The 21,409-nt window shown below is 68.1% G+C and carries 5 protein-coding genes and 1 pseudogene (1 of these 6 running past the window's edge); 4 read left to right on the plus strand and 2 right to left on the minus strand.

Features of this window, described 5'->3' with window-relative positions; genetic code table 11:
- The 3 genes and pseudogenes from A176_RS40550 to A176_RS41035 form a co-directional block, all read left to right on the plus strand.
- Positions 1 to 619: the final stretch of a type I polyketide synthase gene (locus A176_RS40550; protein WP_250635858.1), read on the plus strand. Its footprint begins 9,920 nt before the window's first position; the window shows 619 of its 10,539 coding nt (coding positions 9,921-10,539); its start codon lies beyond the left edge, outside the window; its stop codon occupies positions 617 to 619.
- Positions 589 to 1,467 carry a condensation domain-containing protein gene (locus tag A176_RS40695; RefSeq protein ID WP_250635859.1) on the plus strand — a complete coding sequence of 293 codons (879 nt, stop codon included), beginning with the start codon at positions 589 to 591 and terminating at the stop codon, positions 1,465 to 1,467. The genes A176_RS40550 and A176_RS40695 overlap by 31 nt, the downstream gene beginning before the upstream one ends.
- Positions 1,464 to 13,780: pseudogene (locus tag A176_RS41035) on the plus strand (amino acid adenylation domain-containing protein). The gene A176_RS40695 and the pseudogene A176_RS41035 overlap by 4 nt, the downstream one beginning before the upstream one ends.
- 203 nt (positions 13,781 to 13,983) lie before the next feature.
- Here the strand turns inward: A176_RS41035 and A176_RS14040 are convergent.
- Positions 13,984 to 14,847, minus strand: a complete 864-nt coding sequence (locus tag A176_RS14040; protein WP_044889156.1) for an N-acetylmuramoyl-L-alanine amidase family protein — start codon at positions 14,845 to 14,847, stop codon at positions 13,984 to 13,986.
- Between the two features lie 386 nt (positions 14,848 to 15,233).
- On the opposite strand from A176_RS14040, the gene A176_RS14045 reads away from it, so the two are divergent.
- Complete coding sequence (locus A176_RS14045) at positions 15,234 to 18,665, plus strand: conserved repeat domain protein (protein WP_002640807.1); 3,432 nt, start codon at positions 15,234 to 15,236, stop codon at positions 18,663 to 18,665.
- Between the two features lie 76 nt (positions 18,666 to 18,741).
- On the opposite strand, the gene lon is transcribed toward A176_RS14045, so the two are convergent.
- A complete protein-coding gene (lon, locus tag A176_RS14050; protein ID WP_002640806.1) occupies positions 18,742 to 21,225 on the minus strand; it encodes an endopeptidase La in 2,484 nt (827 codons plus the stop codon).
- Positions 21,226 to 21,409 lie beyond the last annotated feature (184 nt).

Consider the following 21,409-nt stretch of genomic DNA (forward strand, 5'->3'; position numbering starts at 1 on the left):
GCTCGCCGCGGTTGCGGGAACGCGCCTCGCGGTGCAGGCCGAGCAAGGCCCCGTCGTGGGGCCGGTGGCACTGACCCCCATCCAGCACTGGTTCTTCGAACTGGGGCTGGAGGACCCCCAGCACTGGAACATGTCCCTGCTGCTGGAGGCGAAGGTACCGCTGGACGCCGCGTTGCTGGAGCAGGCGCTGGAGCAGTTGCTGCGACACCACGACGCGCTCCGGTTGCGCTTCGCTCGCGGGGAGGACGGGTGGCACCAGTCCGCGGCCGCGCCGGGAGAGCCCGTCACGGTGTCGCGCGTGGACCTGTCTTCCGTGCCTGAGGCGGAGCGGTCCACGGTGCTGTCGCGGCACGCGGAGGAGGCGCAGCGGGCGCTGCGGCTGGATGGCTCCTTGTTCCAGGCCGCGGTGCTGGAGTGGGGGCCCGGGCTGCCCTCGCGGCTGCTGCTGACGGTCCATCACCTGGTGGTGGACGCGGTGTCGTGGCGCATCCTGTTGGAGGACCTGGCAACGGTGTACGCGAAGCTCGCCGCGGGGGCCGCCGTGGTGCTGCCCCGAAGACGACGTCGCTCCAAGCGTGGGCGAGGGGCTTGGAGGCCTTCTCTCGCTCGGAGGCGCTGACGGCGCAGCGGGCGTGGTGGCTCGAACGGCCCTGGCGCGAGGTGTCCCGGCTCCCCGTGGACAGCCAGGCTGCCGCCAACACGGAGGCGACCACGAGCACGGTGCGCGTGACGCTGGACGCGGAGTCCACGCGGGCCTTGCTGCACGACGTGCCGAAGGCGTGGCACACGCAACCCCAGGAGCCGCTGCTGACGGCGCTGGCCCAGGCGCTGACGGCGTGGTCCGGCGGAGCGGTCGCGCTGGTGGACGTGGAAGGGCACGGCCGGGAAGACGTGTTGCCCGGCATGGACGTGTCACGCACGGTGGGGTGGTTCACCCGGGTGTTCCCCGCGCTGCTGGATCTGCGTGCGACGAAGGGCCCGGGCGAGGCGCTGCGCGCGGTGAAGGAAGGGCTGCGCGCGGTGCCTTCTCAGGGCATGGGGTGGGGCCTGCTCCGTCACGTCGCGCAAGACGCCTCGCTGGCGGCCTTGCCACTGGCGGAGGTGGGGTTCAACCACCTGGGACAGGTCGATGGCGCCGTGGGCGCGGGGGCGCCCTTCGTGCTCGCACCGGAGGGAGAGTCGCTGCGGCAGCGGGCTCCGAGCTCGCGCCGGTCGTACCTGCTCGACGTGACGAGCGCGGTGCGAGACGGGCGGCTGGAGGCCATCTGGACCTTCAGCGAGGCGATGCACCGTCGTGAGACGGTGACCCGCGTGGCGGAGGACTTCCTCGTTCGGCTTCGGGCCCTGGTGGATGCGTCGCGTGCGCCGGACGCGGGGGGACACTCGCCGTCCGACTTCCCGCTCGCGAAGGTGAAGCAGGCGCAGCTCGACAAGCTGTCCGCACGGTTCGGAAAGAAGACGCGATGAGCGACAACATTGACGACCTGTACCCGCTGTCGCCCCTGCAGGGCGGCATGCTCTTCCACGCCATCGCGGAGCCCGGACAGGGGCTGTATTTCAACCAGCTCGTGTGCGAGCTGCGCCGCCTGGACGTGCGAGCCTTCACCCTGGCCTGGGAGGCCGTGGTGGCGGTCCATCCCATTCTCCGCACGGCGCTCGTCTGGGACGACGTGGACGAACCGGTGCAGGTGGTGCTGAGCGAGGTCGAGCTCCCCATCCGCCACGAGGACTGGCGGGACCTGGCGCCCGAGGCGAGGGAGTCCCGCTGGGAGTCGTTCCTCGTGCAGGACCACAAGGAAGGCATCGACCTGTCGCTCGCGCCGTTGGTGCGGCTGACGCTGATGCGTGTGGGAGACGATGCGTACCGTTTCGTCTTCAGCCACTCCCACCTCATCCTGGATGGCTGGTCCGTTCCACTGGTGCTGCGGGACGTCTTCTCCGCGTACGAGGATGCGCTGGCGGGCCGTTCGCCCCGGCTCGCGCAGCCGCGTCCCTTCAGGGACTACATCGGCTGGTTGGCGGAGCATGACCTGTCCGCATCGGAGTCCTTCTGGCGGCAGACGCTGAAGGGCTTCCGGGAGCCCACGCCCTTGGCGCGCGAGTCCGGTGGCGCGGAGGGTCAGGGGCGGGCGTCGCGCTGGCTGCACCTGTCCGAGGAGCGCACCGCGGCGCTGTCTGCCCTGGCCCGGCGGCAGGGGCTTACGGTGTCTTCGTTGGTGCAGGGGGCCTGGGCCCTGGTGCTGGGGCACCTCTCCGGCAAGGGTGACGTGGTCTTCGGCACCATCGTCTCGGGCCGGCCTCCGGGCCTCCCGGGCGTGGAGGACATGGTCGGGCTGTTCATCAACACCCAGCCCGTGCGGGTGCGGCTGTCGCGTGACGCCACCAGCCTCGGGTGGCTGCGGGGCATCCAGGACGCCCAGTTGGAGGCGCGGCAGCACGAGCACGCGCCCCTGGTGAAGGTGCAGCGCTGGAGCGATGTGCCGGCGGGCACGCCGCTCTTCGAGACGCTGGTCGTCTTCGAGAACTATCCACTGGATGCCGCGCTGTCGTCTTCGGCGAAGTCGCTGACGGTGCATGACGTGCGGGTCGTGGAGGAGGACCACTTCGCCCTGACGCTCGTCTCGACGAACGGGCCTCGGCTCCCCTTGAACCTGCGCTACGACCGGTCGCGCTTCACCGAGGCTTTCGCGGACGCGCAGTTGGAGCGGATGCGCTTCGTGTTGGAGCGCTGGGCGGAGCGCCCGGAGGAACTCCTGGCCGAGGTGGCCCGGCGTTCCGAAACCGAGCGTCATCCGCTGGTGCTCACCTGGGAGGACGCGCGCGAGCGCGATGTGGAGCGGGAGCAGTCCGCTGGACGGAGCGCCCCATCCGCGCCGCCGCGCATGTTTGAAGGTCCTCGCGATACGAAGGAGGCGACGCTCGCGGCCATCTGGGCGCAGGTGTTCGGCCGCGAGCGGGTGGACATCCACGACAGCTTCTTCGACCTTGGCGGAGACTCCATCGTCGGCATCCAGGTCATCGCTCGCGCCGCGCAAGCGGGCCTGCGCATCACCGCGAAGCAGTTGTTCGACCATCCGACGGTGGCCCGGTTGGCGGCGGTCGCGACCGAGGCACCCGTGGAGGGCGCCGCGGGGCCCGTGGTGGTGGAGCCTGTTCCGGAGGCGTCGGCGCCTTCTCGGCGGCACGGGGCCGAGGATGTCCGCTTGGCGCCGGCGTCATCCGAGGAGGTGGTGGGGGGACAGCCGCTGTCGTTCGCACAGGACCGGCTGTGGTTCCTGGATCAACTGGAGCCCGGCAGCGCTTCGTACAACGTGGCCGCCGCGGTCCGGTTGACGGGGCCGGTGGACACCGCGGCGCTGGAGCAGGGCTACCACGCGGTGGTGGCGCGGCACGCGTCGTTGCGCACGACGTTCCGAAGCGAGCGGGGCGTGCCCGTCCAGGTGATTGCGCCAGAAGGGGTGAAGTCCTTCCGCCCGGTGGACCTGAGCGGGCTGGCCGAGGCGCACCGAGAGGACGCCGCGTCCAGGCTGGTGCAGGAAGAGGCGCTCCGGCCGTTCGACCTCACCCGGGGCCCCTTGCTGAGAGCCTCGTTGGTGAAGCTGTCGCCGCAGGAGCACCTCCTGGTGTTCGTGATGCACCACATCGTGTCGGATGGCTGGTCCATCAGCGTGCTGGTGCGTGAGTGGGTGGCGCTCTATCTGGCGTTCTCGCGGGGAAGTCCATCGCCGCTGCCGCCGTTGCCAATGCAGTACGCGGACTTCGCGCGGTGGCAGCGGGGCTGGCTGAAGGGCGAGGTGCTGGAGGCGCAGGTTCGGTACTGGCGCCAGCAGCTCGAAGGCGCACCGCGCGCGCTGGAGCTGCCCACGGACAAGCCGCGTCCGCCAGCCCAGACATTCCGAGGCGGCGCCCGGCGGCAGGTGTGGCCCCAGGCGCTCTGGCAGAAGGTGGAGGCCCTGAGCCGGGCCGAGGGCGCGACGCCGTTCATGGTGTTGCTGGCGGCGTATCAGACGGTGCTGTGGCGGCACTCGGGGCAGGACGACATCAGCGTGGGCTTCCCGATTGCTGGAAGAACCCTCGCGGAGACGGAAGGGCTCATCGGTTACTTCGCGAACACGCTGGTGCTGCGCGCGAAGGTGAATCCGGAGGCGACGTTCCGCGAGCTGCTGGCCCAGGTGCGCGAAGCCACCCTGGGGGCCTACGCGCACCAGGACGTGCCCTTCGAGAAGCTGGTGGAGGCACTGCTCCCCGAGCGAGATCTGAGCCGCAGCCCGCTGTTCCAGGTGTCACTGACGCTGCTGAACACGCCTCAGCCGAAGATGGATTTGGGGCGGGGCCTGGTTTTGACGCCCGTGGAGGCGGAGACGCACGCCTCGAAGTTCGATTTGTCGCTGATGGTCGAAGAGGCGCCCGCCGGCATTCTGGTGGCGGTGAACTACAACAGTGACCTGTTCGAGGCGGAGACGGCGGAGCGGCTGCTGAGGCACGTGAAGGGGTTGCTGGAGGCGGCGGTGGAGTCGCCCGGGCAGCGGCTGGAGGCGTTGCCGTTGATGGGGGCGGAGGAACGCCGGAAGTTGGTGGAGACGTGGAGCGGGAGGCAGGTGGCATACCCGCGCGAGGCGTCCCTGGCGGAGCTGTTCGAAGCGCAGGTGGAGAAGTCGCCGGACGCGGTGGCGGTGGAGTGCCGGGGCGACGTGCTGACGTATGCGGCGCTGAATCGCCGGGCCAACCAGCTCGCGCACCACTTGAAGGGCATGGGCGTGGGCCCCGAGGTGAAGGTGGGGCTGTGCGTGGAGCGCTCGCTGGCGTGGGTGGTCTCCATGCTGGGCATCTTGAAGGCAGGGGGCGTGTACGTGCCGCTGGACGCCAGCTACCCGCTGGAGCGACTGGGGTGGATGAAGGCCGAGGCGCGCGTCGCGCTGCTGGTCGCGCAGGAGAAGCTGGCGGACGAGGTGGCGTCGGGCGGCGAGCTGGTGGTGAGCGTGGACACGGAGTGGGAGCCGCTCATCTCCAGGCAACCGGAGAGCAACCTTCGGGCGCAGGCCCATGGCGACAATCTGGCGTACGTGATGTTCACGTCGGGCAGCACGGGGCGGCCGAAGGGCGTGGGTGTGCCACAGCGCGCCGTGACGCGGCTGGTGATGGGCAGTGGGGTGGCGGACTTCGGGCCCGAGGAGGTGTGGTTGCAGTTGGCGCCGACGGCCTTCGACGCGTCGACGTTGGAGGTGTGGGGCGCGCTGCTGCACGGCGGGAAGCTGGTGGTGTACCCGGAAGGGGCACTGGAGCTGGAGGAGCTGGCGCGGACGCTGAAGGAGACAGGCGTCACGTCGCTGTGGCTGACGGCGGCCCTCTTCGAACAGATGCAGGCGTATCAGCCGCAAGCGTTGCGAGGCGTGAGGCAGGTGTTGGCGGGTGGTGACGTGTTGCCCGTGGGGCGGGTGCGCGAGCGCGTGGCCAGTGGCGCGGTGCTCATCAACGGCTACGGCCCGACGGAGGGGACGACCTTCACGAGCGTGCACCGGATGGCGGCGGTGGAAGACGTGGGGTTGGGCGCGGTGCCCATTGGCACGCCCGTGGCGAATACGCGGGTGTACGTGATGGACGCCCTCCTGCGCCCGGTGCCCGTTGGCGTGAGGGGCGAGCTGTACGTCGGCGGAGACGGGCTGGCGGTGGGGTACGTGGGGCGGCCGGAGTTGACGGCGGAGCGCTTCGTGCCGAGCCCGTTTGGAGAAGGCGAGCGGCTGTACCGGACGGGCGACGAGGCGAGGTGGTTGGGGAACGGGACGCTGGAGTTCCTGGGCCGGCGGGACACGCAGGTGAAGGTGCGGGGCTTCCGCATCGAGTTGGGGGAGGTGGATGAGGCGCTGAAGCAGCAGGCGGGCGTGCTCGAAGCCGCGGCGGTGGTGCGTGAAGAGGGTTGGGGCGGCAAGCGGCTGGTGGCGTACGTGGTGGCGCCTGGGGGAGACGGGGCGGCGTTGAAGGAGTCGGTGCGGCAGCGGCTGCCGGAGTACATGGTGCCGTCCGCGGTGGTGGTGCTGGAGGCGTTGCCGCTGACGCCCAACGGCAAGGTTGACCGCAAGGCGCTCCAGGTGGCGGAGCTGGGTCCTCAGCAGGAGCGTCAACACCGGGAGCCGCGCACGCCCACCGAGCACCAGTTGCTCGCTGTCTGGCGTGAGGTCCTGGGCACCGAGCGTGTGAACGTCGAGGACGACTTCTTCGAGCTGGGTGGGCACTCCCTCCTGGCGACACAGCTCGTGGCGCACGTCCGCTCCGCTTTCAACGTGGAGCTGCCGCTGCGGACCATCTTCGAGGCGCCCACGCTGGAGGCGCTCGCGGCGAGAATCGAAGGCGCAGGCGGGCAGGATTCGTTGGCGGGTGTGCCGCCGCTGGTCCCCTCGCCGCGCACGGACGCGATGCCGGTGTCCTTCGCGCAGCAGCGCCTGTGGTTCATCGACCAGCTTCATCCGGGAAGCGCCGTCTACAACGTCCCCATTTTTCTTCGCCTCGAAGGCACGCTGAACGTGGATGCGCTCCAGCGAGCCTGTTCGGCGTTGGTGGCACGGCACGAATCGTTGCGCACGACCTTCGCTTCACGGGAGGGACAGCCCGTTCAGGTCGTCCATCCGGCGCTGGCCTTCCAGCTCGCGTTCGAGGACCTGGGCGCGTGGCCCGCGGAGGCGCGTGAGGCGGAGCTCCAATCGCGGACCGCACGAGAAGCGCTGCGGCCCTTCGATTTGCGGCAGGGACCGCTCTTGCGCGCGACCGTGACGCGGTTGTCGCCCGAGTCGCACGCGTTGGTGCTGGTGCTGCACCACATCATCTCGGACGGCTGGTCGTTGGGCGTCCTGGTCCGGGAAGTGGGCGCGCTCTATTCGGCGTTTCTGGAGGGACGCTCCCTCGCGTTGCCGCCGCTGCCGGTGCAGTACGCGGACTTCTCCGTGTGGCAGCGGCGATGGCTGCAGGGGGACGCGCTGGAGTCGCAACTGTCGTGGTGGCGGGAGCAGTTGTCCGGCGCGCCGCCATACCTGGAGCTGCCCACGGACAAGCCCAGGCCCGTGGCGCTGTCGCACCAGGGCGGGGCCGTGCCCGTGCGGCTACCGCGTGCCTTGAGCGACGGCGTGACAGCGCTCGCCCAGGCCGAGGGCGCCACGCCCTTCATGGTGCTGCTGGCGGCCTACCAACTGCTCCTGTCGCGCCATTCGGGGCAGGGCGATGTCGTGGTGGGCTCCCCCATCGCGGGGCGTCGCTACCAGGAGACGGAAGGGCTCATCGGGTTCTTCGTCAACACGCTCGTCCTGCGCGCGCAGGTCCGTACCGAGGAGACGTTCCTCGACTTGTTGGCCCAGGTGCGTGAGCGCACGCTGGGGGCCTACGAGCACCAGGATGTCCCGTTCGAGAAGCTGGTGGAGCACCTGCAACCCGAGCGGAGCCTGGGACGGAGCCCGCTCTTCCAGGTCCTCTTCGTGCTGCAGAACGCCCCCGTGGGGCAACTGGCGCTGCCCTCGCTGTCCATCAAGCCCCAGGGGCTCGTCGGCACCGAGGCGGCGCGGTTCGAGCTGTCGCTGAACCTGGGTGAATCACCAGAGGGGTTCTCGGGCACGCTCCAGTTCAACACCGACCTCTTCAGCAAGGCCACGGCCTCGCGGCTGGTGGCCCACCTCGAACGGCTGCTCGAGTCCGTCGTTTCCGCACCGGCGCAGCGCCTCTCCGACGTGTCGCTCCTCGCCGAGGCGGAGCGTCAGCAGGTGCTCGAGGACTGGAACGCGTCCGGTCTGGACGTCCCGCGAGAAGCCGTTCACCAACGCTTCGAGCAATCCGTCGCGGCGTCGCCCGACGCACCCGCGGTCCGGTGCGAGGATGAGGTGCTGTCGTTCCGTGAACTGGACGCTCGGGCGAATCAGCTCGCGCATCATCTCCAAGGGCTGGGCGTGGGCACGGACGTGCCGGTCGCCCTGTGCCTGGAGCGCGGTGTGGCGTGGGTGGTCTCCATGCTGGGCATCCTGAAGGCTGGGGGCGCCTATGTGCCGTTGGAGCCCACCCAGCCCGCGTCACGGCTCCAGGACCTCGTGTCGGAAGTGGCCGCGCCCGTGGTCATCACGCAGGCGCGTCACGCCCAGGTGTTCGAAGGCACCGCGGCCACCGTGGTGCAGTGGGATGCGGACGCCGCGAAGCTGGCGCAGCACTCGCGGCAGGCGCCCGTGTGCGAGGTCCACCCGGACCAACTGGCCTACGTGCTCTTCACCTCGGGCAGCACCGGCCGTCCGAAGGGTGTGGCGGTGTCTCACGGGCAGCTCGCCCATTACGTGCATGCCGTCACCGAGCGGCTGGACTTGAAGACGTGTGACAGCTTCGCCCTGGTCTCCACCGTGGTGGCGGACCTGGGGAACACGGTGTTGTTCCCGGCGCTGTGTTCGGGCGGCCTGCTCCACGTGCTGACGCAGGAGCGCGCGAGCGACCCGGCCGAGGCCGCTGCGTACTTCGCGCGCTTCCCCGTGGACTGCATGAAGATTGTCCCGCGCACCTGACGGCGCTGATGACCGCGGCGGAGCCTGGGCGTGTGCTGCCTCGGAAGCGACTGGTGCTTGGCGGCGAGTCCTCCTCCTGGAGTCTCCTGGAGCAGGTGCATGCCCTGGCCCCCGCGTGCCAGGTGTTCAACCACTACGGGCCCACGGAGACGACGGTGGGTGTCGTCGCGGGGCACGTGGCGCTTCCGCGCTCCGCGGTGTCCACCGCGTCCGTCCCGCTGGGCCGTGCGCTGGCCCACACGCGGCTGTACGTCCTGGACGCGGCGCTGCGGCCGGTGCCCGTGGGCATCCCGGGAGAGCTGTACGTCGGGGGTGCCCAGGTGACGCGCGGCTATCTGCGTCGCGCGGACCTGACGGCGGAACGCTATGTGCCAGACCCGTACAGCCGCACGGCCGGCGCGAGGATGTACCGCACGGGCGACAAGGTTCGCTGGCTGGACGACGGGCGCGTGGAGTTCATTGGCCGCACGGACTTTCAGGTGAAGGTGCGGGGCTTCCGCGTGGAGCCTGGAGAGGTCGCGGGTGTGCTGCGCGCGCATCCGGGGCTGCGCGACGCCGTCGTCGTCGCGCGCGAGGACGTACCAGGGGACAAGCAATTGGTGGCCTACGCCGTCCCGTCCGTGGCGCCGGGGCCTGAGACCGCGGCGCTGCGTGCGTACCTCCAGGAGCGGCTCCCGGCGCACATGGTGCCCTCCGCGCTGGTGGTGCTGGAGGCATTGCCGATCACCGCCAACGGCAAGGTGGACTTGCGCGCGTTGCCTGTGCCGGAGGCGTCGGCGCGCGTCTCTTCGCCAGACTATGAAGCACCGGCGTCCGCTTTGGAGGAGACGCTGGCCTCGGTCTGGGCGCAGATCCTTCGCGTGGAGCGGGTGGGGCGGGCGGACGACTTCTTCGGGTTGGGCGGTCACTCGCTGCTGGCGACGCAGGTGGTGGCCCGGCTGCGGGCAGTGCTCGGGGTGGAGGTGCCGCTGCGGGCGCTCTTCGAGTCCTCCTCGTTGCAAGGTTTCGCCCAGCGGGTGGCGCTGGCGACTCGAAGCGAGGCGATGCCGGGGCTCCATGCCCAGCCCCGGACGGACAAGCGCCCCTTGTCATTCGCGCAGCAGCGGTTGTGGTTCCTGGATCGGCTTCAGCCGGGAAGCACGGCGTACAACGTACCGTTCGTCCTGAGGCTGGAAGGCCCGCTGGATGTCGAGGTGCTGGAGCGCGCGCTTTCCGAACTCGTGCGCCGTCACGAGGTCCTCCGCACCACCTTCCCCATCGAAGGCGAGGCTCCGGTCCAGGTCATCAAGCCCGTGGAGGCGCTCCGGATTCCGGTGGTGGACCTGCGTGGGCAGGAGGACACCTCGGTCCGGCGGTTCATCCGAGCGGAGGTGGACAGGCCCTTCGACCTCGCGCGCGATCCCGCGCTGCGGACCCATCTGCTGAAGCTGTCCGAAGAACAGCACGTGTGGGTGATGATGTTGCACCACATCGTGTCGGACGGCTGGTCCATGGGCATCCTGGTCCGCGAGCTGTCCGCGCTCCATGAGGCGTTCTCGCGTGGGAGTGCTTCGCCGCTGCCCGAGTTGCCGGTGCAGTACGCGGACTATTCGCAGTGGCAGCGTGAGTGGCTGAAGGGCGAGGTGCTGGAGGCGCAGGTGCGGTACTGGCGCCAGCAGCTCGAAGGCGCGCCGCGCGCGCTGGAGTTGCCCACGGACAGACCGCGTCCGGCGGTCCAGACGTTCCGGGGCAGCGTCCGGCGGCAGGTGTGGCCCCAGGCGCTCTGGCAGAAGGTGGAGACCCTGAGCCGGGCCGAGGGCGCGACGCCGTTCATGGTGCTGCTGGCGGCGTATCAGACGGTGCTGTGGCGGCACTCGGGGCAGGACGACATCAGCGTGGGCTTCCCGATTGCTGGAAGAACCCACGCGGAGACGGAAGGACTCATCGGTTACTTCGCGAACACGTTGGTGCTGCGCGCGAAGGTGAATCCGGAGGCGACGTTCCGTGCGCTGTTGGCCCAGGTGCGTGAGGTCACGATGGGCGCCTATGCGCACCAGGACGTGCCCTTCGAGAAGCTGGTGGAGGAGCTGCGCCCCGAGCGGGACCTGAGCCGCAGCCCGCTGTTCCAGGTGTCACTGACGCTCCAGAACACGCCGCCGGTGGATGTGAAGCGGAGTGAAGGACTTTCGCTGAAGGTGGTGGACGCGGAGATCCAGACGTCGAAGTTCGACATGTCGCTGTTCGTGGGCGAGGCGCCGGGAGGTGTCTACGCGGCGCTGAACTACAACAGCGACCTGTTCGATGGGGAGACGGCGGAGCGGGTGCTGGGGCACATGCGGGTGCTGCTGGATGCGGCGGTGGAGTCGCCCGGGCAGCGTCTGGCGGCATTGCCGTTGATGGGGGCGGAGGAGCGCCGGAGGTTGGTGGAGACGTCGAGCGGAGGGCAGGTGACGTACCCGCGCGAGGCGTCGCTGGCGGAGCTGTTCGAAGAGCAGGTGGAGAAGACGCCGGGCGCGGTGGCGGTGACGTTCGAGTCGGAGCACGTGACGTACCGTGAGCTGGAGGCACGGGCGAACCAGTTGGCGCACCACCTGCGGGGAATGGGGGTCGGCGTCGAGTCACTGGTGGGCGTGTGCCTGGACCGCTCGATGGACATGGTGGTCGCGCTGCTCGGCGTGCTGAAGGCGGGGGCCGCCTACGTGCCGCTGGACCCGGCGTATCCGCGGGAGCGGTTGTTGGGGATGCTGGAGGACAGCGGCGCGGCGGTGCTGCTGACGCATGCGAGGCACCAGGACGTGTTGACCGCGTCCTCAGTCCCATCGGCCGGAGCGATGGCGGGCAGCGGGGCCTCGGTCCTGCCGACGCCTCAGCAGCCCCCGGCCTCTGCCCAAGCGGCAGGAACGGACTCCCAGCAAGACGCGGCGTTGCGGCAGTCGTCAGCGAGCGAAGTGGGCCATGCCACGCCTGCGCTGGAGTCGGTGACGCGTCCCGTACTCCGCAGGGTGTTGCTGGACACGCAGCGGGACGAGGTGTCGCGTCAACCGGTGACGCGGCCATCGGTGCCGAAGGTGGGCCCGGAGGCGCTGGCGTACGTCATCTTCACGTCGGGAAGCACGGGCCGTCCGAAGGGGGCGATGAACGCGCACGGCGCCATCGTCAACCGCCTGAAGTGGATGCAGCAGGAGTACGCGCTAGGCGTCGAGGATGTGGTGTTGCAGAAGACGCCCTTCAGCTTCGACGTGTCGGTGTGGGAGTTCTTCTGGCCGTTGTCGGTGGGCGCGCGGTTGGTGGTGGCCCGTCCCGGAGGCCACCAGGAGCCGGCATACCTGACGAAGGTGGTGAAGGACGAGCGTGTCACCACGATGCACTTCGTGCCCTCCATGCTGCGCGCCTTCCTGGAAGAGCCCGGGCTGGAAGGACTGAGCGCCCTGCGCCGGGTGGTGTGCAGTGGCGAGGCGCTGGACGCGGAGTTGGTGAAGAAGGCGTACGCACGGCTGCCGGAGGCGGTGGAGGTCCACAACCTCTACGGACCGACGGAAGCGGCGGTGGACGTCAGCTACTGGCCTTGCCCCCGCGACGCCCAGTTGCAGCGGATTCCCATCGGCAAGCCGGTGGCGAACACGGTGCTGTACGTGCTGGACGGGCACGGGCAGCCGACGCCGGCGGGCATTCCGGGCGAGCTGCACATCGGCGGTGTGCAGGTGGGCCGCGGGTACCGGCAGCGTCCGGAGCTGACAGCGGAGCGCTTCATCCCGGACGCCTTCAGCGGAACACCGGGTGCGCGCTTGTACCGCACCGGAGACGTGGCGCGGTGGTTGCCGGACGGAACGCTGGAGTACCTGGGCCGAGCGGACTTCCAGGTGAAGCTGCGCGGCTTCCGCATCGAGCTGGGCGAAATCGAAGCGGCCCTGCGCGGACACCCGGGTGTGCGTGACGCGGTGGCGGTCGTTCGCCAAGAAGCTCAAGGCGACGCGCGCCTCATCGCCTACGTGACGGGGGACGCGGAGCCGCTGACGCCCGCGGCACTGCAAGCGCATCTGCAGAAGCAGCTCCCCTCACACATGGTGCCCTCGGTGTTCATGCACCTGGGCGTCCTTCCGCTGAACCCCAGCGGCAAGGTGGACCGCAAGGCCCTGCCGGCGCCCGATGCACCCACCTCGCCGTCGGGACAGTACGTGGCCCCCAGCACGCCCACCGAGGAGGCCCTGGCGGGCATCTTCTCCCAGGTGCTGGGCGGGCGCCGCGTCGGTGTCCACGATGGCTTCTTCGAACTGGGAGGCCACTCGCTGTTGGCGACCCAGGTCGTGGTGCGCGTGCGCGCGCAGTTCGGCGTCGAACTGCCGCTCCGGGCCCTCTTCGAATCGCCATCCGTGTCGAAGCTCGCGGGCTGGCTTCAAGGGGCCGTCACGGATGGGCTGGCAAGACACCGTGTGGCATTGCAGCCGAAGGGCAGTCGGACGCCGATGTTCCTGGTGCATGCCGTAGGGGGAGCGGTGGGCCCCTACCGCGAGCTCGCAGGCAGGATGGACCCCTCGCGTCCCATCTATGCCTTCCAGGCGTCGGGATTGGATGGGCGTGAGCCGCCGCTGACGCAGATCGAAGCGCTGGCCCGCCGGTATGTGGAGTCCCTGCGTGAGGTGCAGCCGGAAGGCCCCTACGTCTTGGGCGGCTGGTCCTTGGGCGGCGTGGTGGCCTTCGAGATGGCGCGCGAACTGGAGCGGCAGGGCCAGCGAGTGGCGCTCCTGGCGATGTTGGACAGCTTCGCGCCCGACGAGGAGGCCCCCGCGCGGGAGCCCGAGGAGAGCGTGTTGCTCGCCAGAATGGCCATGGACCTGGCTCGAATGGCGGGGGCCGAGTCGACGCTGCGCCCCGAGGAACTCACGGGCCTGAGTGACGAGGAGCAGTTGGCCACGGTCGTCCGGCATGCGCGACAGGCGGGTTGGCTGCCTCCCGAGGTGGAGGTCTCCGTTCTCCGGTCCTGGCGTGACGTCATGCGGGCGAACCTGCGTGCGCTCGCGGCGTACCGTCCTGGTGCGTTGGGGGCCCCCGTGTTGCTGCTTCGCGCGAAGGATGCGCAGCGTGGCTTCTCCGTGGACCCGTCGCATGGCTGGGCCCGTGGGCTGGCTTCGAATCTCACGGTGGAGGACGTGCCGGGAGACCACTACAGCGCGCTTCGACTCCCGCATGTGGAGACACTGGCGCGTCGGCTCGTCGACCACGTCGATGCGGCGACAGAGCAGGCAGAGGCGCCGGCAGGACTGCGACGCGGTGAGGGCTGAGGCCCGTGGCCTCTTGCCGCTCGGCCTGTCGCTGAAGCTCACTCGTACGATCCGCCACGGGGCCTTGCACGGTCCGTGGCGCATCGTGTCCTTCGCCCAGCCCATGGCGGGCTGTGTCCCTTGGGCTTTGCCCGTCCCGTGGCACCTGTGTCCCTCGCGGGGGACACGGCCCGTTGCGCGCAGTGTCCCGCGAGGACCAGACCTCAGCGCGGCGCGGACGCGCGGGTCTTGGCGGGGACCTTCGGTGCGAGCGCATCCACCAGGCCCTGAGCCACAGCGGCGGCGAAGGCCTCCAGGGTACGTTGCTCGCGCCAGCGCGCGGCCTCCTCGAAGTCGAGCGCGTGGTGGGTCTCGATGATGACGGAAGGGATGCGCGGCTTGCGCAGCACGAAGATCTTCCGATGCGTGGGCTCACGGGCCACGAAGACGCCGGACTGCTCGGCGTCGATGGCGTAGAGCCCCTCGTAATCCACGCCGTCATACGGCGGGAACCCGGCCTGTCCCAGCCTGAGCGCCAGGGCCCGGGCCAGTCCCGCGCGTCCCGTCTGAAGCAGCGCGGTGGCCTCCTCGGACTCGGACCAGAGCACGGTGAACCCGGGCGCGGCGTCCTGCCGGAGGCACTCCTGTTCCGGCGTGGGTGACCAGGACATCGCGGCGCCGCGCGAGTCCGAGTGCAGGCTGAGCATCGCGTGCGCGCGCCACTGCTCGGCGGCGGTGACGCGGGCGGGGTAGGGGACGCGCTCGCCGGACTTGCGACTCAGGCGCACCTGGAAGTGGCCCGTGGCCTCCAGCCGCTTCGCGAGGTCCTCCGCCACGCGCAGGGTGAAGGCCTCCTCGTCCTCGCAGGTGACGCCCTTGTTGCCGGTGTTCCCCTCCGCGCCGTGGCCCGCGTCCAGGTAGATGCGCCGCTTCCCGAAGCCCTTGGGGAACTGGACCTCGGCCACCGTGAGCGGGGCGCCCGGCGCGGGCCACATGGGCGGCGGAACGACGGTGGCGGGCTCGGAGGCCCAGGCGGGCCCGGTCAGTAGGAGCAGCCCCAAGCCCAGCAACGAGGAGGTCTTTGGCATCACGCGTGAGGCGCCCGGGAAAGGAGCGTCGCCGCCCAGTCTCTACTGAGCGTTGCGCACGTGGAAGCCCACCGTGCGTTTTGGAGCCCTGTTCGGGGTGGGACAGTCGTCACGCATGGATGCCGGTGGGGCAAAAGAGCAGGCGTGGCTGTAGGGGACAACGCGTCGTTTGCAACAGGCCGTTCGAGGGCTGCGGCGATACCCGCATGACTGGTGGGTATCGCGCAGCCTCGTTGGAGCACTGTGCTAACTCCATTGATGCAAGCCTTCGTCAGAACGACTGGCGTTACGGTGTCCTTGGCGCGGGGGTGACAGGGTTCGAGTTGTGGGTTGGGCTGAATTGAGCGGAGTCTTGCTGAAGCTACCTCGTGGAGTGAGGATTGAAAATGAATCGCGAGTTCGAAAATCCCAACAGAAGCCTTGGGCTGTGTTTTTCGGCATTGATTCTGGGAACGTCGTTGATGGGCTGGGTGGGGTGTTCACGAACGGATTCTGAGTCCTCGCAGTTGTCTGAGACGCCCGAACCCAAGTGGTCGGAGTCCTCCTATTCCTCGGAGGCGGATGGTGGCCCATGCGACCAGGACAACTGTCCGAGTTTCCGGAATACGGCGGTTTTCCCAACCGGCATGAGCGCGGATGCGGGCTGGTTTGGGGCGCCCAACCGGCGCGCCGTGGGGGATTTCACGGGAGACAGGCGCGACGGGGGATTCGACGACATCGTCTATTTTGGCAATGAAGGCGAAATCCTCCTCCTACGGGGCACGGGAGATGGGTTCGTGAGTGAGGGAGATACGCTCACGGGGTTGACGATGGCCTTGGGATGGTTTGGTCATCCGGAGCGCCGGCTCGTCGGCGATTTCAATGCCGATGGGAAGGACGACATCGCATTCTTCGCCAACAACGGTGACGTCACAATCTGGAAATCCACGGGTAACGGTTTTGTCCATGGGGGCGTTTTCCCCACGCCCTTCACGTTCGCGGATGGCTGGTTCGACCATCCTGAGCGGAGAGCGACTGGAAACTTCGACGCGGATGGAGGAACGGACATCGTTTACTTCGATGCCGATGGAAACGTTCGTGTTTGGGGATTCGGGCCTGATGGGTTTTCTCAGCGTTCGGAGACGGATGTGGCCCTGGATGTGGACGCTGGCTGGTTTGGGCATTGGGGCCGCCGCCTCGTTGGCCGCTTTCATGATGAACACCCCGGTGATGATATTGCGTTTTTTTCCAATGACGGGGTGGTGCAGCTATGGGCCTCCACCGCCATTGGCTTCCAGTACGTGGGCGAAACAGAGACAGGGCTGACACTTGAGTCAGGCTGGTTCAGCGCCCCGGGGCGTCGGCTCGTCGGTGACTTCAACGGGGACGGCCTGTCGGACTTCGCGGCCTTCGACGGGAGTGGCAGCATTGGGGTTTGGCTGGGCACGGGACGTGGATTTGCCTACGCCGGGAGTACGAAGTCGCCGCATGGTGGCGCAACCTGGTTCTCGGCCCCTGAGCAGCGCCTCGCGGGTCAGTTCAGTGGTGACGACCGCACCGACCTGGCGTTCATCGACGAGAGCATCCACCTCTGGCGCGCGGGCCATCTTCTCTTGGACGCCCCGATTCGAAGCGGGACGCAAGGCATCGTGCCGCTGCACATGCAGGAGAGCTACAGCAATGAGGACGTCATTCTGCACATGCCCCGAATCTTCCGGTCGTTCATCAATGGGAGTTCCGCGAGCTACACGGACCCGTTGATCTATCCACAGGAGCAGAAGGGGCGTTACTTCATCTCCACGCTGGGAAGCGCCGGAGCAGTCAACGCGGCGGACAATGAAATCCGCACCGGAGATTTTCCTGGGACGGGGCGAGAAGAGCCGCAGAAGCTGGAGTTCGACGAGCGCAGCTTCCTCCACACGACGGATCCAGCGCTGTTGATGGCTGTCAGTGATGGCGCTTCGAAGATTGTCGTGACGTGGCAACATGACCGGAGAATCGGACGGCAAGATCCGGTGCTGGGCGTGTATGGAATCCCGTCGACGGCGAGCGCGCCCGCGACCTACGAGGTCCACCGGTACGTGGGCGCCGTGGACATGAGCACCGCGGACTGGTGGGAGCTGGTCCCATTCTCTCTATGGCAGTCCGGTATCGCGGATGCGCCCGAGTCGTTGCTGGTCGAGGACAACGCTCCCCCCTCTGTGGGATCGACAGTCTGCTACCAGGTGAAGACCTCCCAAGCCGGACTCGCGCGGCCATATTCCCTGCCCGCCTGCATCACTCATACGGGATCCGCCTCGCCGACGTTCAGATTGGTCGCCGCGAATACCGAGGTTCAGGGAGGGACCGCGGTGACGTCGCACCCTCATTGGAGCCGATTGTCATGCCCCTATACCGATTCCGAGGGGCTCGCTCGCTACGCGGTCACCGCGGACGTGTCGGTTGCGCTGCGCGTGCCTTCCACCTTCAATCCGGCGAGCTACACTTTCAAGCTTGTTCGATACGGGCTGATCAATTACCAAATCTTCGGCCGGATCTCCGATGACACGACGCTGAGTGTGGATGGCTCTCAACTGGCCTCCGGCATTCTTCGACTCCACGCGGAGGATCGGGAGTTCTTGACCTGCCCCATGCGGCATGTCCCGAACGGCAAAGAGGCGATCATCTACCGGGTTGAGGCGACACGCCACGTGCTTGGGACGGAGATTCCCGCCGGGTGGTTCCCGTCCATCTCCGAGTATCTTTCGACGCGATTCCACAACCGGATCGGGGATCGTTTCTGGAACGGTGACAATACGAACCCCGCGAGCAGTCATTGGCAAAGCCAGATGTCGCTGGTCGTCGAGGAGGCCGAGGTCCAAGGCTACAACACCATCTTCCTGGATGAGTTTCGTCCCGAGAAGCCATGCATCAACTCGCCCAAGGGGGCCAATCACGAGGCACCCGCTGTTGAGTACGAACGCTTCTGTCAGAATCTGGGCCAGCCGAACGCGGAGGACGCCTGGTCCCTGGCGCTCGAAAAGTTTGGACTGGGCCTCCAGACACGTCATCCCAACATGCGATTCATCGGGAACGCCATTGTTCACGAAGCGCCTGAAGATCCAGTGAGCGCCCGTATTTCGCGCGGCATCGACACGGCCTTGTCGGAGATTCACGGCGGCATGTTCGAAGGGTGCTTCTGGTCGGGGCCTGAGCAACCGCTGGGGAGCACCTGGCGAGCGCACCTCGATGAGGTCGCCGATCAGCACCAGCGTGGAAAGTCGGTCCTGTGTTTCCCCGCCATTCACAACATGTACGACTTGGAGATCAGCGAGAAGTTCCGTTTGTTCTCCCTGGCTTCGTTCCTCCTCGCGTACGAGCCGCTGGGGGAGCGCATGTGGCTGGGGCTCTGGGATTTCAACCCCACATGGGCGCAGCCGGTGGGCGGCCCGAGGAACTATCTCAATGAGTTTCCCGAGTACGCACTGAGGCTTGGAGACGCATTGGGGCCTCACGTCGCGGTCGCGGGCCATTCCGAGTTCGTTCGCATGCGCTCGTTTGAACACGGCGTGGTGTACGTCAATGCAGCCGATACGCCCGCGCTCATTTCCCTCCCGAACAACCGGGTGCTGATGAAGCTGGGCCTCTCGCGTATCGAGGTGGGCCCCCGATGCCTCGCGAACAATATCTGCGCGGGGGCGGGGTCCTGCTTCGGGCGGAACGAGGGCGAGTTTTGTGATCATGCCCCCGCGTGGTCCAACGGGCGGGTCCTGTTCGAGGAGGCCGCCTCGCAGACGTTGATTCCGCCCGGGGCAGGGGTGCTGCTCTTCGACAAGGAGCACTTCTCCCGCGTGGATTAGCCCCGCAAAGACAACGGGCAGGTTCCCAAGAAGGGAACCTGCCCGCGTCACTTCCTACTGGCCAGAAGGCCGTGCGCTAGGCTCGGACCTCGGGAGAGGACTCGGCCGGCTTCGGCAGGGGAGCCTCCTTGCCCGGCTCGCCGCCCGGGGTGCCCGCGACGCCCACGGGAGGCGTCTCCAGCGCGGCCTTGAGCACGTCGTCCATGTGCGTGACGAAGATGAACTCCAGCTCGTTGCGCGCCTGGTCCGGCACGTCGATGAGGTCCTTGCGGCACCGCTCGGGCAGGATGACCCGCTTGATGCCCGCCCGGTGCGCCGCCAGCACCTTCTCCTTGATGCCACCCACCGGCAGGACCAGACCCCGCAGCGTGGCCTCGCCCGTCATCGCCGTGTCGTGCCGCACCCGGATGCCCGTCAGCAGGCTGGTGAGCGCGGTGAGGATGGTGACACCCGCGGAAGGACCGTCCTTCGGAATGGAGCCCGCCGGGAAGTGCAGGTGCAGGTCCGTCTTCTCCAGGAAGTTCGGGCTGATGCCGAGCTGCTCCGCCTTGCTGCGCAGGTAGCTCAGCGCCGCCGTGGCGCTCTCCTTCATCACGTCGCCGAGCTGGCCGGTGAGCGTCATGCCGCCCTTGCCCGCCATCTTCGTCGCCTCGATGAAGAGCAGGTCGCCGCCCGCCGCCGTCCAGGCCAGACCCGTGGCAACGCCCGGGACTTCCGTGCGCTCGGCCACTTCCGAGTAGAACATCTCAGGCCCGAGGATCTCCTTCACCCGGTCGGCGTTGATGTTCTGCTTCTCCGTCTTCCCGCCGGCCACTTCCACGGCCACCGCACGGCAGATGTCCGCGATGCGGCGCTCGAGGTTACGCACACCGGCCTCGCGCGTGTACGCGGTGGTCAGCGTGAGCAGCGCCTCGTCGGTGATGTCGATGTGGTCCGGGCTGAGACCGTGCTCCTTGAGCTGCTTGGGCACCAGGTGGATGCGAGCGATGCTCTGCTTCTCCTCGAAGGTGTAGCCCGTCAGCTCGATGATCTCCATGCGGTCACGCAGTGGACCGGGGATGGGGTCGAGCTGGTTCGCCGTGGCGACGAACATGACCTTGGACAGGTCGAACGGCACGTCGAGGTAGTGGTCGCTGAACGTGTTGTTCTGCTCCGGATCCAGCACCTCGAGGAGCGCCGCGCTCGGGTCGCCACGGAAGTCGGCGCCCAGCTTGTCGATCTCGTCCAGCATCATGACCGGGTTCTTCGTGCCGGCCTTCTTCATGCTCTGGATGAAGCGGCCGGGGAGGGCGCCCACGTAGGTGCGGCGGTGACCGCGGATCTCCGCCTCGTCGCGCACGCCGCCCAGGGACAGGCGCACGAACTTGCGGCCGGTGGCCTTGGCCACGCTCTGGCCCAGCGACGTCTTGCCGACGCCCGGCGGACCGACGAGGCACAGGATGGGGCCGCGCATGTCGTTCTTCAGCTTGCGGACGGCCAGGTACTCCAGGATGCGCTTCTTCACCTTCTTGATGCCGAAGTGATCCTTGTCGAGCTGCTGGCGCGCGTTCTCGATGTCGAGGTTGTCCTCGGAGAGCTTCGCCCACGGCAGGTCGGCGATCCAATCCAGGTAGGTGCGCGCGACGGTGTACTCGCTGGAGGCCGCCGGAATCGTCTTGAGGCGGTTGAGCTCCTTGTTGGCGACCTTCTCCACGTCGGGCGGCAGGTTGGCCTTCTTCAGGCGCTCCTGCAGCTCGTCGAGCTCCTCCTCCTCCTCGCCCATCTCCCCCAGCTCTTCCTTGATGGCCTTGAGCTGCTGGCGCAGGTAGTACTCGCGCTGCGTCTTCGACATCTCGCCCTTCACGGCGGAGTCGATCTTGTTGGAGAGCTTGAGGATCTCCCGCTTCCGGTTGAGCAGCTCGAGCACGAGCTTCATCCGGGCCTTGAGGTCCACCGTCTCGAGGACGGCCTGCTTCTCTTCAATGGGCACGTCCACGTTGGCGGCGATGAGGTCCGCCAGGTGGCCGGGGTGGGTGATGCTCTCCACCAGCTCGGTGGCCGCGGCGGGCAGCTCGGGCATCAGCTCGATGACCTCGCGCGCCAGCTTCTTGAGGTTGATGCCCAGCGCTTCGACTTCCACGTTCTCCGAAGAGGTCTTGTCCTCGACGGCGTCCACGCGGGCCTTGAGGTAGGGCGCCTCCTGGACCAGCTCCACCACGCGGAAGCGAGCGAGCCCCTGCACCACGAGCGAGTAGTTGTCCTCGCCCATCTTCAGGAGCTTCACGATGCGGGCGACCGTCCCCATGGTGTAGAGGTCGGCGGCGCCGGGATCCTCTTCCTCGGCGCGGCGCTGGGTGACGACGCCGATGACCTGGTCGTCCCGCACCGCGTCCTTGATCAGGGCAATGGTCTTCTGACGGCCGACGGCCAGAGGGAGCACGCCGCCCGGGAAGAAGACACTGTTGCGCAGGGGGAGGATGGGAAGCACCTGGGGGATGTCTTCCTTGTTGATGAGCCCCGGAGGGGCCATCGCGGTGGGCATGGCGCTCGCAGCGGTGCCCTTCTTCTTCTCATCGGACATGAAGTTCGGCCTTTTTCGTTCGACAACCAGTGAACATTTCCAGGTTTTCTGCGGCGGATGAACCAACGTAACAACCAAAACGGACATGGCAAACGCCGTGTGCGTTTTTCCGACCCCCGCCGTCACTCCTGTGTTCCTCGGAAGTCTCGCGTCTGGACGAGGGGTGGGGCATGCTCGCCCCCCT

The organism is Myxococcus hansupus (genome assembly GCF_000280925.3).
Lineage (GTDB): Bacteria > Myxococcota > Myxococcia > Myxococcales > Myxococcaceae > Myxococcus > Myxococcus hansupus.